The sequence below is a fragment of the Paracoccus sp. NSM genome, assembly GCF_052379855.1.
GTDB lineage: Bacteria > Pseudomonadota > Alphaproteobacteria > Rhodobacterales > Rhodobacteraceae > Paracoccus.
Map to the genome: position 1 here is coordinate 278,455 of NZ_JBQTCG010000003.1, position 14,430 is coordinate 292,884.

Below are 14,430 nucleotides of genomic sequence, written 5' to 3' on the forward strand. Positions count from 1 at the left end.
TGCGATCCTCTCTTCCTGCTCTATTCGGCCGCCAGCGGCTGCCGGGGTCGGCCCGGCACATGCAGCGGCAACTCGACGCGGAACACCGCGCCGCCTTCGGTTTCGTTATGCGCGGTCAGCCGGCCCCCGAAATCCGCCACGATGGAGGATGAAATCGCAAGGCCCAGCCCGGTTCCCTCGCCCGGCTTCTTGGTCGTCCAGAAGGGTTCAAACAGCTTTTCCAGGTCAGAGACACCCGGCCCGTTATCGCGCACCGACACATAGGCGTGAGCGCCCGCCTCGACGCTGATCTCGATCCGCGCGTCGCGCCGGTCGCGCAGGGCATCGACGGCATTGCGCAGCAGGTTGATCAGCACCTGTTCCAGCCGGATACGGTCGGCCAGCACCATCACCCGCTCGCGCGGGACGTTGCGGATGATGCGGATGGGGCGGGTCCGAAGCTGCGGCTCCATCATGGTCAGCGCGCTGCTCAGCGCCGCGCGCAGGTCCACCGGCTCGAACGCCTCGCCGCCCTTGCGGGCATAGGATTTCAGCTGCCGCGTGATCGCGCCCATCCGGTCGATCAGATCGTCGATGCGCTGGAAACTGGACAGCGCCTCCTCGGGGCGGCCCCGCTGCAGCAAGAGCCGCGCGCCCGCCAGATAGGTCTTCATCGCGGCCAGAGGCTGGTTCAGCTCGTGGCTGACGCCCGCCGACATCTCGCCCAAGGCCGCCAGCTTCGAGGATTGCTGCATGGTCTGCTCGGCCACGCGCAGTTCCTTCTGCACCCGCTCGCGTTCGGCAATCTCGCGCGTAAGGCGGGCGTTCAGGGCGCGCAGGTCCGCGGATTCGCGCATATAGGCCTGCGATTGCAGCCGGGCGCGCCGCGACAGCATCCAGAAGGCGCCCGCCAGCAGGATCGCAAAGCCCATGATCTGCAGCGCAAGGATCGCGTTCACGCGCTCGCGCACCGAGGAATAGGCGGTGAAGCTGATCATCCGCCAGCCGCGAAAGGGCACCCGCGCCTCGGACCGCATCACGGCGCGGCCCAGCAGATAGGCGTCGGCGGGCTGGCTGGTCCAGTCGGCCGTCACCTGAAAGGCCCGCTGGATGGCCGAAGGCGCGGACCTGACCGCCAGCGCCTCGGACAGGGTCAGGCCGCGCCAGCGCGGTTCGGTCGTCAGGATGATCTGGCCTTCGCTGTCGGTCACGGCGACGGCGTCGGAAATGCCCGCCCATGACCGTTCCAGCCGCGTCAGGTCCGCGCCGACCACGATCACGCCAAGCGTGCGCCCATCGGCCACGACCGCGCGGGAATAGCTGAAATCGTAAGCGCCCGATGCCTGTTCCGACACGGTAAAGACCGTATCGCGCGACCGCAGCGCCTCGACGAAATAGGGGGCGGCGGACATGTTGGCGCCGATCTGGTAGCGGTCGGTCGAGCCGACCACCCTGCCCGACCCGTCCAGAAGCCGGATCGAGGCCGCGCCGATTTCCTTCTGCGCGGTCATCAGCCGCGCCGACGTGGTCGAGAAATCGTTGCCCGTCAGCGCCCCGATCAGCGCCGGATCGCGCGCCAGCAGCAGCGGCACGACGGAATTGCGCTGCAATTCCGACATCAGGTTGCCGCTATACAGCGCCAGACGCAGTTCCGACCGGACCCGGATGTTTTCCGAGAAACGCTCGGTCAGCCAGGCATTGGTGAACCAGATCGAGGCGCCCGCCGCCGCCAGCAGAAGCACTAGCCCCGCGCGCAGCCACAGCACCGACCAGCGCCGCCCGATGCGAAGGGCCGGGCTGTCGTCCTCGATGTCTTCGCCAATATCCAAGCGCCGGTCCATCCGATCACGCACGCCGCGCCAGCCTTGTGACATCGCGGCAGAATTGGCGCAATCTACGCCCAACGCGCCCCGCGCTCAAGCACGCGGGCGCGGCGCGACCCTCACGCCAGTGCGAGGCGCCCGACCAACCCGGCGAACAGCGCCGCGCCATCCGTGGCGCCCAGCACCGGGTCGGCGGCGCGCTCGGGATGGGGCATCATCCCCAGAACGCGGCGATTGGCCGACACCACGCCCGCGATATCGGCGACCGAGCCATTGATGGCAGGCGCATAGGTAAAGGCGATCCGGTCCTGATCGCGCAGCGCGGCTAGCCCCTCGGCGTCGATCTGGTAATTGCCGTCGTGATGGGCGACCGGCACGCTGATCTGCTGGCCCGCCTGATACCCGACGGTAAAGGCGCTGTCGGTGGTCTCGACCCGCAGGGTGGCGGGCTTGCACAGGAAGGTCAGGCCCGCATTCCGCATCAGCGCGCCGGGCAAAAGGCCCAGTTCGGTCAGCACCTGAAAGCCGTTGCAGATGCCCAGCACATAACCGCCGCGTTCGGCATGGGCGCGCAGGGCGGCCGCGATGGGCGAATGGGCCGCGATGGCGCCGCAGCGCAGGTAATCGCCATAGGAGAAACCGCCCGGAACCGCGACCAGATCCAGCCCCTCGGGCAGGGCGCTGTCCTTGTGCCAGACGCGCTGCACATCGGCGCCGGCCTGTTCCAGCGCAACCGCCAGGTCACGGTCGCAATTCGATCCGGGGAAAGTGACGACAGCGGCTTTCATCTGCGGCTCCTGTGCTGGGATGGCCGGGCCATAGCGCAGCTTGGCCGCCAAAGAAAGGGGGCGCTGCCCCCATCGCCCGTTCCGGGCGATTCCCCCGGGATATTTGCGTGAAGAAGAAGGGCCAAATGAAAGGGGCCGGGCGTTGGCCCGGCCCCCTTTGTCAGATCAGGCCAAGGCCTTGTTCAGATATTCGTCGACCTTTTCCAGGTAGCCCATCGTGGTCAGCCACTTCTGGTCGGGGCCGACCAGAAGGGCAAGGTCCTTGGTCATGTGGCCGTCTTCCACGGCGCGCACGGTAACCTTTTCCAGCGTCTGGGCGAAGTTCATCAGCGCGGCGTTGTCGTCCAGCGTCGCGCGGTGCTTCAGGCCGCCCGTCCAGGCAAAGATCGACGCGATCGAGTTGGTCGAGGTCGCATTGCCCTTCTGATGCTCGCGGTAATGGCGCGTCACGGTGCCGTGGGCCGCTTCCGATTCCACGATCTTGCCGTCCGGTGTCATCAGCACCGAGGTCATCAGCCCGAGGCTGCCGAAGCCCTGCGCGACGGTGTCCGACTGCACGTCGCCGTCATAGTTCTTGCAGGCCCAGACATAGCCGCCAGACCATTTCATGGCGCTGGCCACCATATCGTCGATCAGGCGGTGTTCGTAATGGATGCCGGCTTTCTTGAACTGGTCCTCGAACTCGGCCTCGTAGACCTCTTGGAAGATGTCCTTGAAGCGGCCATCATAGGCCTTCATGATCGTGTTCTTCGTGGACAGGTAGACCGGATATTTCCGCATCAGGCCATAGTTCAGCGAGGCGCGTGCAAAGTCGCGGATCGAATCATCCAGGTTGTACATCGCCATGGCGACACCGGCCGAAGGCGACTGAAACACCTCATGCTCGATCGTCTCGCCGTCCTCGCCCACGAACTTGATCGTCAGCTTGCCCTTGCCGGGGAAGCGGAAATCGGTGGCGCGGTACTGGTCGCCAAAGGCGTGGCGGCCGACCACGATGGGCTGGGTCCAGCCCGGCACCAGCCGCGGGACGTTCTTGCAGATGATCGGCTCGCGGAAGATCACGCCGCCCAGAATGTTGCGGATCGTGCCATTGGGCGAACGCCACATCTTCTTGAGGCCGAATTCCTCGACGCGCTGCTCGTCGGGGGTGATGGTGGCGCATTTGACGCCGACGCCGTAGCGCTTGATCGCCTCGGCGGCATCAACGGTGATCTGGTCGTCGGTGCGGTCGCGTTCCTCGATGCCCAGGTCGTAGTATTTCAGGTCGACATCCAGGTAGGGGAGGATCAGCTTCTGCTTGATGAAGTCCCAGATGATCCGGGTCATTTCATCGCCGTCGAGCTCGACGACGGGGTTTTCGACCTTGATCTTCGACATGGCAGCCCCCTTGGCGTTGGATTCGATGACCGGGCTATAGCCAGAAAGTCCGGGTTTGGAAAGCCGGTATGCCGTGGTATGCTACGCTGCGGCGTCAGGCGAAATGCGCCACGAGGCGTTCGTCCAGCCAATCCCAAAGCGGCGCCGAGGCCAGCCGGACGGCCGGGCCGACCCGTCCCCGCACCTGATCCAGCGTGACGCTGTATTCGCGCCAGCCCACCCCGCCCGATGCCAGGTTCTGAAAGGCGGGCTGAAACCGGTCCAGGCCCTTCGCAAAGATGGCCTCGGGCGTGCGGGCGGCCTCGAATTCCTGCCACATCGCCATCAGCGCCCGCCCCTGCCGCTCGGGCAACAGGCCGAACAGGCGCTGCGCGGCCCGCTCCTCGGAGGCGCGCCGTTCGGGTGCGCCATGCGCCAGACCGCCGGCCGAATGCAAAGGCACATCGCCGACATCAATCTCGACCAGATCATGGATCAGCGCCATCCGGATCACGCGCCCGATATCCACCGCCGGAGCCAGACCAGCCAGCACCAGCGCGTATAGCGCCAGATGCCAGCTATGTTCGGCGGTGTTCTCTCGGCGGCTTCCATCGACCAGACGGTTCGCGCGCAGGACCGATTTCAGCCGGTCCGCCTCGGCCAGAAAGGCCAGCCGCCGGGCCAGGTCGCCCTGCCCGACCTCGCGCCCCGACAAAAGAGACCGCGCCGCACCCACAACCTCGGGCCATTCCACAGTCAGCCGAGCCGCCCGCCCGCGATCCAGATTGTCGCGCACGATCGCGACATGATCGGGCAAGGGACGCGCCGCCTGCAGCACCTGAAACAGCGGCTGCACATGATCCATGCGCTTGGCGAAACGCGCATCCGGGCTGTCGGCGGCCTCGAACTCGGCCCATAGCGCATGCAGCACCGCGCCGCCATCCGGCAGGCCGAACAGCCGCCCGGCGGCCCGTGCCTCGGCCTCGGCCACGCGCGCGGCATCATGGGACAGATGAATGGGATGATCGCCGGTATCGATCTCGACCAGATCATGCAGCAGGATCATGGCCAGCGCGCGGTCGCTGGCCCCGAAGACCAGCCCGTAAAGCGCGACATGCCAGCTGTGCTCGGCGCTGTTCTCGGGCCGCGACAGATCCATCAGCACATTCGCGCGATCGACCGATTTCAGCCGGTCCGCCTCGCACAGAAATGCCATCGTCCCGTCCAGCACGGCCCTGTCCTTTGCCTTGGTCCAAATATCCCGGGGTCCGGGGCAGAGCCCCGGCGCCCTCGGCTCAGCGCGTCGATTCGGTCAGGCGGCGGCGCACATAGGTCTGCACCAGATCGATCATCGGCTTCATGTGGGTCTCGTCGTCGCGGAAGAAGTGATCCGCGCCCTCGATCTCCTCATGCGTGATGGTGATCCCCTTCTGCTCGCGCAGCTTCGAGACCAGGCTCTGCGTGTCCTTCGGCGGCGCCACGCGGTCGGCAGTGCCGTTCACGATCAGCCCCGAGGACGGGCAAGGCGCCAGAAAGCTGAAGTCATACATGTTCGCGGGCGGCGCCACGCTGATAAAGCCGGTGATCTCGGGGCGGCGCATCAGCAGCTGCATCCCGATCCAGGCGCCGAAGCTGAAGCCCGCCACCCAGCAATGCTTGGAATTCGGGTTCATCGCCTGCAGGTAATCCAGCGCCGAGGCCGCGTCGGACAGCTCGCCGATGCCCTGATCGAACTCGCCCTGGCTGCGGCCCACACCCCGGAAGTTGAAGCGCATGACCGTGAAGCCCAGCCGGTGGAATGCGTAATGCAGGTTATAGACGACCCGGTTGTTCATCGTGCCGCCATATTGGGGGTGGGGGTGCAGGACGATGGCAATGGGGGCGTCGGGCTTGCCGGGCTGGGGGTGGTAACGGCCTTCGAGGCGGCCTTCGGGGCCGGGGAAAATCAGCTCTGGCATGGTCTTCCTTTACAGGGCGGTCCGGGTTTCTTGACGCATCGGCGCGGGGCTTCTAGACGGGTGCCTTGGGCAAGCCTGCGGCCAGCACGAGAAACCTTTGAGGCCGGGCATAGCGCGCCTTAGCCAAGCGCGTCAACACGGGCAGGCAGGAATGCCGTCTCGCGGTGACAGCGCCAGCCAAACCGGGAGGACGGGATGAAACTTTCGACCAAGGGCCGTTACGCGATCATTGCGCTGGTCGATCTGGCCATCGCCAAAAGCGAGGAACTGACCTCGCTGTCCGAGATTTCGCGGCGTCAGGACATCTCGTTGCCCTATCTCGAACAGCTTTTCGTTCGCCTGCGCCGGGCCGGGCTGGTGGCCTCGGTCCGGGGTCCGGGCGGCGGCTACCGGCTGGCCCGCGCCCCCGAGACGATCCGCGTGGCCGAGATCCTCGAAGCCGTGGACGAGACGGTCAGCGCGATGCATGTCGGCGCGGGCGCCTCGGGCGGGGTGTCGGGCTCGCGCGCGCAGACCCTGTCGAACCGGCTGTGGGAAAGCCTGTCGGCGCATGTCTATGTGTTCCTGCACAATCACACGCTGGCCGATGTGGCGAAGAACCAGCTGCTGCCCTGCCCGGCCCTGCCGCAGATCCTGAACGTGGTGGACGAATAAGGGCGCCCTGAGGCGCCCCGTTCTGACCCTGCGATCAGACCCTGCGATCAGACCCCCTGCGCGCGGGTCAGCGGCTGGTTATAGACGAAGCCGCTGATCGCATAGGGCCGCCCAAGCGTGCCGGGCACGCTTTCGACGCGCACCATCGACCAGTCATTGCGGGGCGAGATGTCCACGACCCGCTGGCGCAGGGTGACGCGGTTGCGCACCCAATTCGCGTGGTCAACGCGGATCTCGCGCGGGTTCACGACCTCGGACACGACCGCCAGATGCCCGACGCGCAGGTTGCGCCCGGCCGAGAACACCATCACCGCGCCAACTTGTGGCTTGTTCCCGCGCGCATAGACGCCAGAGGCCGCATTCCACCAGGTCCCGGCATTGCCGCGAAGGTTGATCCCGCTCAGGTCCCGCGCGAAGGGCACGCACCAGACGCGCTGGCCTTGGGCGCGCTTGGCGGCGGCCTGGCTGATGGCCATTTCCTGACGATGGGGCAGCAGGCTCATCGACTGGCCCGCATAGGCGCCGGGGGCCGAACCGCCGGCATCCGGGGTCGCGCAGGCGGCCACGCCAAGCAGAAGCATCACGGCCAGGGCGGCGCGGAGGGCGGAAATCCGGGTCTTGATGGGCGTCATTTGTGGCGCTTGTTCTTTGTCGGGATCACTATCGCCGCGACCTTGGCCCGAGGGGATGCCATTCGCCAAGCCCGGCCTGAAACCATGCGCGGCTTTCCGCCAGTGCCAAAAGTTCGAGGGAACTTTTCCGCCGATCGCTGCGGAGGCCCCGCTGCGAAAAAACTTGACGCAGCGACTAGACCGGCTTCGCCTGGGGAAACAGATCGAAAACGCGCTCTTTCGGGCGGCAGAGGACCGCGCCATGCGCGGCCAGAACCACGGGCCGCTCGATCAGGATCGGATGCGCGGCCATCGCGGCGATCAGCGCATCTTCGGACAGGTCCGGGTCGCCCAGCCCCAGATCGGCAAAGGGCGTCCCCTTGCGGCGGATCAGGCCGCGCGCGGTCAGGTCCAGCCGGGCCAGCACGTCGCGCAACTCGGCCTCGGACGGGGGATCACCGATGTAATCGCGCACCACGGGCGCAAGGCCCGCATCGCGCAAGACCCCCAGCACCCAACGCGAGGTCGAACAGGTCTGCTTGTGCCAGATCACCGGATTGCCCATGCGGGCGATCTAACCCGCCGCGTCGGGAATGGGAAGCGCGCTCGAGGCCTTGATCTCCTCCATCGACAGAAGCGCGGTGACGTTGTGGATCTTCACCTCGCCGATCAGCGACTGGTAGAAACGGTCATAGGCCCGCGCGTTCCTGACTTGCACCTTGAGGATATAGTCGATATCGCCCGCCAGCCGGTGCGCCTCGACGACCTCGGGACGCTCGCGCAGGGCGCGCAGAAAGCGGGCGGCCCAGTCCTTGTCATGTTCGCTGGTGCGGATCAGCACGAAGAAGCAGGCCTCCAGCCCCAAGGCCTCGGGGTCCAGAATGGCGACCTGCCGCCGGATCACGCCCGCCTCGCGCAGCTTGCGGATTCGGTTCCAGACGGGGGTCTTTGACGCCCCCACACGGTCCGCGATCTGGTCCAGCGACAGGCTGGCATCCTGTTGCAGCAGGGACAGGATTTTGCGGTCCACCTCGTCCAGCCGGACGGGCGTTTGGCCAGAGGCCGCTTCTGGGGAAATCGGTTCCGGCATGATGGCACCCGCGCTGCGTTCATCCTTATTTTGCGCGACCACTCGCAAGAATCCAGAACAAAATTCTATATAGAGAGCAGCAATCACGAGGTCCGCATCATGAGCAAAGCCTTCACCCCGACGGCCGCCCGACCCGGTGTCATCACCGCCAATGACCTGCGCGAAGGGCATAACGTCTGGATGTGCGAGGATGGCTGGACCCCGGACCCCGCCCGCGCCACGATCTTCGAGGACGAGGCGATCGCGGAACTGGCGCTGCTCAAGGCGATAGGCCAGGCCAATCTGGTCGTCGGCCCCTATCTGGTCGAGGCCCGTCGCGGTCCGAACGGCCCCGAGCCGGTGCATTTCCGCGAGGCCTTCCGCCAGCGCGGCCCCTCGAATTATTTCCACGGCATTCAGGCGAAGGAAACCGCCCATGTTTGACGTCCGCCCCGTCGAAACCGAATATGTGCGCCACCGAGCGGCCGAGTTCCGCGCCCAGGTCGAACGACGCCTGGACGGCAGCCTGACGGAAGAAGAGTTCCGCCCCCTGCGCCTGATGAACGGCGTCTATCTGCAGCTGCATGCCTACATGCTGCGGATCGCCATTCCCTATGGCACGATCAGCCCCGACCAGATGCGGACCCTCGCCCATCTGGCCGAAACCTATGACAAGGGCTACGGCCACTGGACCACCCGCCAGAACATCCAGTTCAACTGGCCCAAGCTGGTGGACATCCCCGACATGCTGGACGCGCTGGCCGAGGTCGGGATGCACGCCATCCAGACCAGCGGCAACACGATCCGCAACGTGACCACCGACGCCTTCGCCGGCGCCGCCTTTGACGAGGTCGCGGACCCCCGCCCCTATGCGGAACTGCTGCGCAGCTGGTCCACCGACCATGCCGAGTTCCAGTTCCTGCCGCGCAAGTTCAAAATCGCCATTTCCAGCGGCGCCAAGGACCGTGCGGTCATCGCGGCCCATGACATCGGGCTGCGCCTGGTCGAACGCGACGGCAAGACCGGTTTCGAGGTCTGGATCGGCGGCGGTCTGGGCCGCACGCCCCTGCTGGGTCAGGTCGTCCGCGACTTCCTGCCCGAAGAGGACCTGCTGCCCTACGTCGAGGCGATCATCGCAACCTACAACCTGTCGGGCCGCCGCGACAACAAGTACAAGGCCCGCATCAAGATCACCGTGCTGGAACGCGGTCTGGACACGATGCGCGCCGAGATCGAGGAAGAATTCCTGGCCCGCCGCCGCGACTTCCACGGCGCCGACCGCGAGGCGCTGGCGATCTTCAAGGACCGCTTCCGCGCGCCCTCGTTCCGCAACGCCCCGGTGGATGGCTACGAGGCCGAGCGTCAGGCGAACCCCGCCTTCCGCAGCTGGTCCGACACCAACCTGCACCCGCACCGCGTGGACGGCTATGCCAGCGTCGTCGTGACCTTCAAGGCGCCGGGCCAGACGCCGGGCGATGCCAGCGCGGAACAGATGCGCCTGCTGGCCGATCTGGCCGAACGCTATGGCCATCACGACCTGCGCGTGATGCATGACCAAAACGTGGCGCTGCCGCATGTCCACAAATCGGACCTGCCGGCGCTGTATGCGGCGCTGCGCGAGGCCGGTCTGGCCACCGCCAATGCCGGGCTGACCAGCGACATCATCGCCTGCCCCGGCATGGATTACTGCGCGCTGGCCACCGCGCGTTCCATCCCCATCGCCGAGGAAATCGCGGACCATTTCCGCGCCGCCGGGCTGGAGGAAGAGATCGGCAACCTGAACATCCGCATCTCGGGCTGCATCAATGCCTGCGGGCATCACCACCTGGGCCATATCGGCATCCTGGGCCTGGACCGTGCGGGCGTCGAGAACTACCAGATCACGCTTGGCGGCGATGCCTATGACATCCCGGCCATCGGTGAACGCGCAGGCGCGGGCTTCCCGGCGGAAGAGGTCGTCCCGGCCATCGACCGCCTGCTGCGCGCCTATCTTGACGTGCGGCAGGACGCGTCCGAACGTTTCATCGACGCCTATCGCAGGCTTGGCCCGGCGCCGTTCAAGGCGGCGCTCTACCCGGCGCAGGCCGATGCTTGACGGCAACCTCGATACGCGCGCCGCGCGGCTGAACGACCGCTATCGCCATCACGCGGCGATCGAGGTCCTGCGCCGCGCGGTCAGCGACCCCGATCTGGGGCGGGTGGCGCTGGTCTCGTCCTTCGGGGCGGAATCGGTCGTGCTGCTGCACATGGTCAGCGTGGTCGCGCCGGGCCTGCCGGTCCTGTTCATCGACACGCAGATGCTGTTCCCCGAGACGCTGGCCTATCAGCGCGAGGTCTCGGCTAAGCTGGGCCTGACCAATGTGCAGGTCATCACCGCCAGCGATGCCGAGATCGCCGCCCACGACCCGGACGGCACGCTGCACAAGACGAACCCCGATGCCTGCTGCGATTTCCGCAAAACGGTGCCGCTGGAACGCGTCCTGTCGGGCTATGACGCCTGGATCACCGGGCGCAAGCGGTTCCAGAACGGCCAGCGCGCCGCGCTGGAATTCTTCGAGCCCGAGCGCCCCGCCCGCCTGCGCGTGAACCCGCTGGCCCATTGGCGCCCCGAGGACGTGCAGGATTACATGATCGAGAACCGCCTGCCACGACATCCGCTGGTGGCACAGGGCTACCCTTCGATCGGCTGCGCGCCCTGCACCTCGCCGGTGGCGCCGGGCGAAGACCCGCGTTCGGGCCGCTGGCGCGGTCAGGAGAAATCCGAATGCGGCATCCACTTCATTGGCGGGCGCATGGTCCGCGGAAAGGTCTCGGCATGAGCGAGCAGTTGAACAGCCAGCCCGTCCTGGCCCGCGATGACGGTTTCCACCCGATCGAGGATCAGCCCGCGCTGATCCTGGCGCCCGACACGGCGCCTTCCTCGCTGGCCGATCACCTGGACCAGCCGCTGATCGGCATTGCCTTTCCCGCCTTCAATGACGGGCGCGGCTTTTCGCTTGCGCGGCGGCTGCGCGAACTGGGCTACAAGGGCCGCCTGCGCGCGACCGGACGCCTGATCGCGGACCAATACGCCATGGCCCGCCGCGTGGGCTTTGACGAGGTCGAGGTCGCCCCCGACATCGCCGCCCGCCAGCCCGAAGCACAATGGCTGGCGCGGGCCGACTGGAAGGCCTGGGACCATCGGGCGCAGCTTGCAGGCTGAGGCTTTCGCCCCGCTGCCCCATCGACTAGAAGACGCGAAGGAATTCACCATGACGCTGGACCTGCCCGTGACCCAAGCCGCGCCTGAGGCCGCCCCGAAAAAGACGCTTCCCGACGCGCAGACCGTGACCTCGGTGAAGCACTGGACCGACAGCCTGTTCTCGTTCCGGGTGACGCGGCCTGCTTCGCTGCGCTTCCGGTCGGGCGAGTTCGTGATGATCGGCCTGCCCGACGACAACGGCAAGCCGATCCTGCGCGCCTATTCCATCGCCTCGCCCAATTGGGACGATGAACTGGAATTCTATTCCATCAAGGTTCCGGACGGGCCGCTGACCTCGCGCCTGCAGCACATCAAGCCCGGCGACCAGATCATCCTGCGCCCCAAGCCCGTGGGGACGCTGGTGCTGGACGCTCTGCTGCCCGGCAAGCGGCTGTGGTTCCTGGCCACCGGCACCGGCCTTGCGCCCTTTGCCAGCCTGATGCGCGACCCCGAGACCTATGAGCGGTTCGAGCAGGTCATCATGATGCATACCTGCCGCACCGCGGACGAGCTGAATTACGGCCGCGAACTGGTCGAGAACCTGCGCCACGACCCGCTGCTGACCGAGATCTACGGCGAAGGTTTCGCAGAGCGGCTGCTGTATTACCCGACCACCACACGCGAGGAATCGCCGCTGATGGGCCGGATCACCGACAACCTGACCTCGGGCAAGGTGCTGGCCGATCTGGGCCTGCCGCCGATCAACCCGGCCGAGGACCGCGCGATGATCTGCGGCAGCCTGGCTTTCAACGTCGATGTGAAGGCAGTTCTGGAGGGGTTCGGCATGAACGAGGGTGCGAATTCGGACCCGCGCGAATTCGTCGTCGAGAAAGCCTTTGTGGGCGAAGGCGTCTGAGCCGACCGGGTTCGAGGGGCGCTGCCCCTCGGCCCCTGCGGGGCCTCACCCCGGGATATTTTCGTGAAGAAGAAGGGCTGATGCGGCACCTTGCCGGACCGCGACCGCACGGATAGCCTCGTCTCTGGCCTTGACGCTTGCGGGGGACGACAGGATTGGGAAGCGTGGCAACTGTGGTAAGGATCGGCCGCGCGGGCCGAGGCTTTTTGATCGGCGTCTTGGCGCTTATGGCGATGACGACCGCGTTGTCAGCCTGCTGCCTGCCCGCCCCCAAGTATCTGAGCGACAGGGAGTCCGTCAGGAACGAACGGGCGCTTGAACGGCTGAGCCTAGAGCCTCGATGGAGAAAAAGCACGCCATGGGACGAGATCGTCCGGTTCAGCCGGAAGCATCCCGCGATCTGCGACACCCTTGACAGGGTCGTGGTCTGCCAGACGCAAACGACCTTTACGCAAGGCGCATCGCCTGTATTGAGACATGTCAGGTCCGTCGCGGTTTACCCGGACCAATCCGTCTGCTCTGCCTGGCAGCGTTTTAGGGTGGATCCTGAGCCAGACTGGTTCGACCCTATGCTCCTTATCTCGTATCGAAGATCTGGCGAGCAGCCGGTCACCCGAAGCATAGCGGATCGGGCCGTTTGGGAGGCGGCTTTGTCCTCGCCCGCGACCTTCGAAGAAACCTGCCGCAGAGCGTTCGGGCTGCGCCGCTAGCAGTGGTCAGCCCGAATGCCCGCAAAGGCGGACGCCGGAGCAGCGGGGGACACGCGACAAAGAGGGCTTGGCAGCGCGTCTGACGCCCGATGCCCTGTGCCTGTGAAAGCCGCGAAAGGAGCAGGGCGGCTGCCCTGCCCCTCGTCGGATCGCCCGGCGCGCGGCTTAGAAAAACGCCTGAAGCCCGGTGATCGCGCGGCCGAGGATCAGGGCATGGACGTCATGCGTGCCCTCGTAGGTGTTCACCGTTTCCAGGTTCGCCATGTGGCGCATGACCTGGTATTCCTCGGAGATGCCGTTGCCGCCATGCATGTCGCGGGCAAGCCGCGCGATGTCCAACGCCTTGCCGCAATTGTTGCGCTTGACGATCGAGATCATCTCGGGGGCAGCGTCGCCTTCGTCCAGCAGGCGGCCGACGCGCAGCGAGCCTTGCAGGCCAAGGGTGATGTCGGTCAGCATGTTGGCCAGCTTCAGCTGGTGCAGCTGGGTCTGCGCCAAGGGTTTGCCGAACTGATGGCGGTCAAGCCCGTATTGACGGGCGGCGTGCATGCAGAATTCGGCCGCGCCCATCACGCCCCAGCTGATGCCGTAGCGCGCGCGGTTGAGGCAGCCGAAGGGGCCCTTCAGCCCCTCGACATTCGGCAGGAGCGCGTCATCCGGGACCTCGACGCCGTCCATCACGATCTCGCCGGTGATCGAGGCGCGCAGCGACAGCTTGCCGCCGATCTTGGGCGCTGACAGGCCGGGCATGCCCTTGTCGAGGATGAAGCCGCGGATCTTGCCGCCATGCGCCTCGGACTTGGCCCAGACGACGAAGACATCCGCGATGGGCGAGTTCGAGATCCACATCTTCGACCCCGAGATCCGGTAGCCGTCGGCGGTTTTCTTCGCCACGGTCTTCATGCCGGCCGGGTCCGATCCGGCATCGGGTTCGGTCAGGCCGAAACAGCCGATCCATTCGCCCGAGGCGAGTTTCGGCAGGTATTTCAGGCGCTGTTCCTCGCTGCCATAGGCGTAGATCGGATACATCACCAGCGAGGATTGCACCGACATCATGCTGCGGTAGCCGCTATCCACGCGCTCGACCTCGCGGGCGACGAGGCCATAGGCGACGTAAGACGCGCCGATGCCGCCATATTCCTCGGGGATCGTGACGCCCAGAAGACCCATCTCGCCCATTTCGCGGAAGATGGCGGGGTCGGTCGTCTCGTCCCGGTAGGCGGCGATCACGCGGGGTTGCAGCTTGTCCTGGGCATAGGCGCGCGCGGCGTCGCGCAGCATCCGCTCTTCCTCGGTCAGCTGGTCGGACAGGCGGAACGGGTCTTCCCAGTCGAAACGCGCCAGATCCGGGCGATCCTTTGCCTTGAGTTTCTGCAGCATGTCCG

15 protein-coding genes are annotated in these 14,430 nt (G+C 66.3%); 6 read left to right on the top strand and 9 right to left on the bottom strand.

What is annotated here, in order from left to right; all coding sequences use genetic code 11:
• Positions 1-20 precede the first annotated feature (20 nt).
• The 5 genes from ACTZWU_RS07335 to ACTZWU_RS07355 all read right to left on the bottom strand — a co-directional run bounded on the left by ACTZWU_RS07335 (position 21) and on the right by ACTZWU_RS07355 (position 5,904).
• A complete protein-coding gene (locus ACTZWU_RS07335; RefSeq protein ID WP_444736878.1) occupies positions 21-1,736 on the bottom strand; it encodes a sensor histidine kinase in 1,716 nt (571 codons plus the stop codon).
• A gap of 185 nt (positions 1,737-1,921) precedes the next feature.
• A complete protein-coding gene (gene purQ / locus ACTZWU_RS07340; RefSeq protein ID WP_444736706.1) occupies positions 1,922-2,590 on the bottom strand; it encodes a phosphoribosylformylglycinamidine synthase subunit PurQ in 669 nt (222 codons plus the stop codon).
• 165 nt (positions 2,591-2,755) lie between these two features.
• Positions 2,756-3,967 (bottom strand): NADP-dependent isocitrate dehydrogenase, encoded by a 1,212-nt coding sequence (locus tag ACTZWU_RS07345; protein ID WP_444736707.1) that lies wholly within the window; start codon positions 3,965-3,967, stop codon positions 2,756-2,758.
• Between the two features lie 94 nt (positions 3,968-4,061).
• Complete coding sequence (locus tag ACTZWU_RS07350) at positions 4,062-5,177, bottom strand: HD domain-containing protein (RefSeq protein WP_444736708.1); 1,116 nt, start codon at positions 5,175-5,177, stop codon at positions 4,062-4,064.
• Between the two features lie 64 nt (positions 5,178-5,241).
• Positions 5,242-5,904 (bottom strand): alpha/beta hydrolase, encoded by a 663-nt coding sequence (locus ACTZWU_RS07355; RefSeq protein ID WP_444736709.1) that lies wholly within the window; start codon positions 5,902-5,904, stop codon positions 5,242-5,244.
• 195 nt (positions 5,905-6,099) lie between these two features.
• Here ACTZWU_RS07355 and iscR point away from each other — a divergent pair, with 195 nt between their 5' ends.
• Positions 6,100-6,558: a Fe-S cluster assembly transcriptional regulator IscR gene (gene iscR / locus ACTZWU_RS07360; protein WP_444736710.1), complete on the top strand. Its 459-nt coding sequence runs from the start codon at positions 6,100-6,102 to the stop codon at positions 6,556-6,558.
• 47 nt (positions 6,559-6,605) lie between these two features.
• Here iscR and ACTZWU_RS07365 read toward each other — a convergent pair whose 3' ends face one another.
• The 3 genes from ACTZWU_RS07365 to ACTZWU_RS07375 form a co-directional block, all read right to left on the bottom strand.
• The gene (locus ACTZWU_RS07365) at positions 6,606-7,190 is read right to left on the bottom strand and encodes a CHAP domain-containing protein (protein WP_444736711.1); all 585 of its coding nucleotides are present in this window, start codon (positions 7,188-7,190) and stop codon (positions 6,606-6,608) included.
• A 175-nt stretch (positions 7,191-7,365) separates the two neighbouring features.
• The gene (gene arsC, locus ACTZWU_RS07370; protein ID WP_444736712.1) at positions 7,366-7,722 is read right to left on the bottom strand and encodes an arsenate reductase (glutaredoxin); all 357 of its coding nucleotides are present in this window, start codon (positions 7,720-7,722) and stop codon (positions 7,366-7,368) included.
• A 21-nt stretch (positions 7,723-7,743) separates the two neighbouring features.
• Positions 7,744-8,259 (bottom strand): Lrp/AsnC family transcriptional regulator, encoded by a 516-nt coding sequence (locus ACTZWU_RS07375; RefSeq protein ID WP_444736713.1) that lies wholly within the window; start codon positions 8,257-8,259, stop codon positions 7,744-7,746.
• Between the two features lie 99 nt (positions 8,260-8,358).
• Here ACTZWU_RS07375 and ACTZWU_RS07380 point away from each other — a divergent pair, with 99 nt between their 5' ends.
• The 5 genes from ACTZWU_RS07380 to ACTZWU_RS07400 are packed head-to-tail and all read left to right on the top strand — an operon-like array spanning position 8,359 to position 12,335.
• Positions 8,359-8,682: a DUF2849 domain-containing protein gene (locus ACTZWU_RS07380; protein WP_444736714.1), complete on the top strand. Its 324-nt coding sequence runs from the start codon at positions 8,359-8,361 to the stop codon at positions 8,680-8,682.
• On the top strand, positions 8,675-10,333 hold the full coding sequence (locus tag ACTZWU_RS07385; protein ID WP_444736715.1) for a nitrite/sulfite reductase: 1,659 nt from the start codon (positions 8,675-8,677) through the stop codon (positions 10,331-10,333). Before ACTZWU_RS07380 ends, ACTZWU_RS07385 begins: the two co-directional genes overlap by 8 nt.
• Positions 10,326-11,057, top strand: a complete 732-nt coding sequence (locus ACTZWU_RS07390; RefSeq protein ID WP_444736716.1) for a phosphoadenylyl-sulfate reductase — start codon at positions 10,326-10,328, stop codon at positions 11,055-11,057. The genes ACTZWU_RS07385 and ACTZWU_RS07390 overlap by 8 nt, the downstream gene beginning before the upstream one ends.
• Entirely contained in the window at positions 11,054-11,440 is a 387-nt protein-coding gene (locus ACTZWU_RS07395) for a DUF934 domain-containing protein (protein ID WP_444736717.1), read from the top strand. The genes ACTZWU_RS07390 and ACTZWU_RS07395 overlap by 4 nt, the downstream gene beginning before the upstream one ends.
• Positions 11,441-11,489: 49 nt before the next feature.
• Complete coding sequence (locus ACTZWU_RS07400) at positions 11,490-12,335, top strand: ferredoxin--NADP reductase (protein ID WP_444736718.1); 846 nt, start codon at positions 11,490-11,492, stop codon at positions 12,333-12,335.
• An 875-nt stretch (positions 12,336-13,210) separates the two neighbouring features.
• On the opposite strand, the gene ACTZWU_RS07405 is transcribed toward ACTZWU_RS07400, so the two are convergent.
• Entirely contained in the window at positions 13,211-14,425 is a 1,215-nt protein-coding gene (locus ACTZWU_RS07405; protein ID WP_444736719.1) for an acyl-CoA dehydrogenase, read from the bottom strand.
• Between the last annotated feature and the right edge of the window lie 5 nt (positions 14,426-14,430).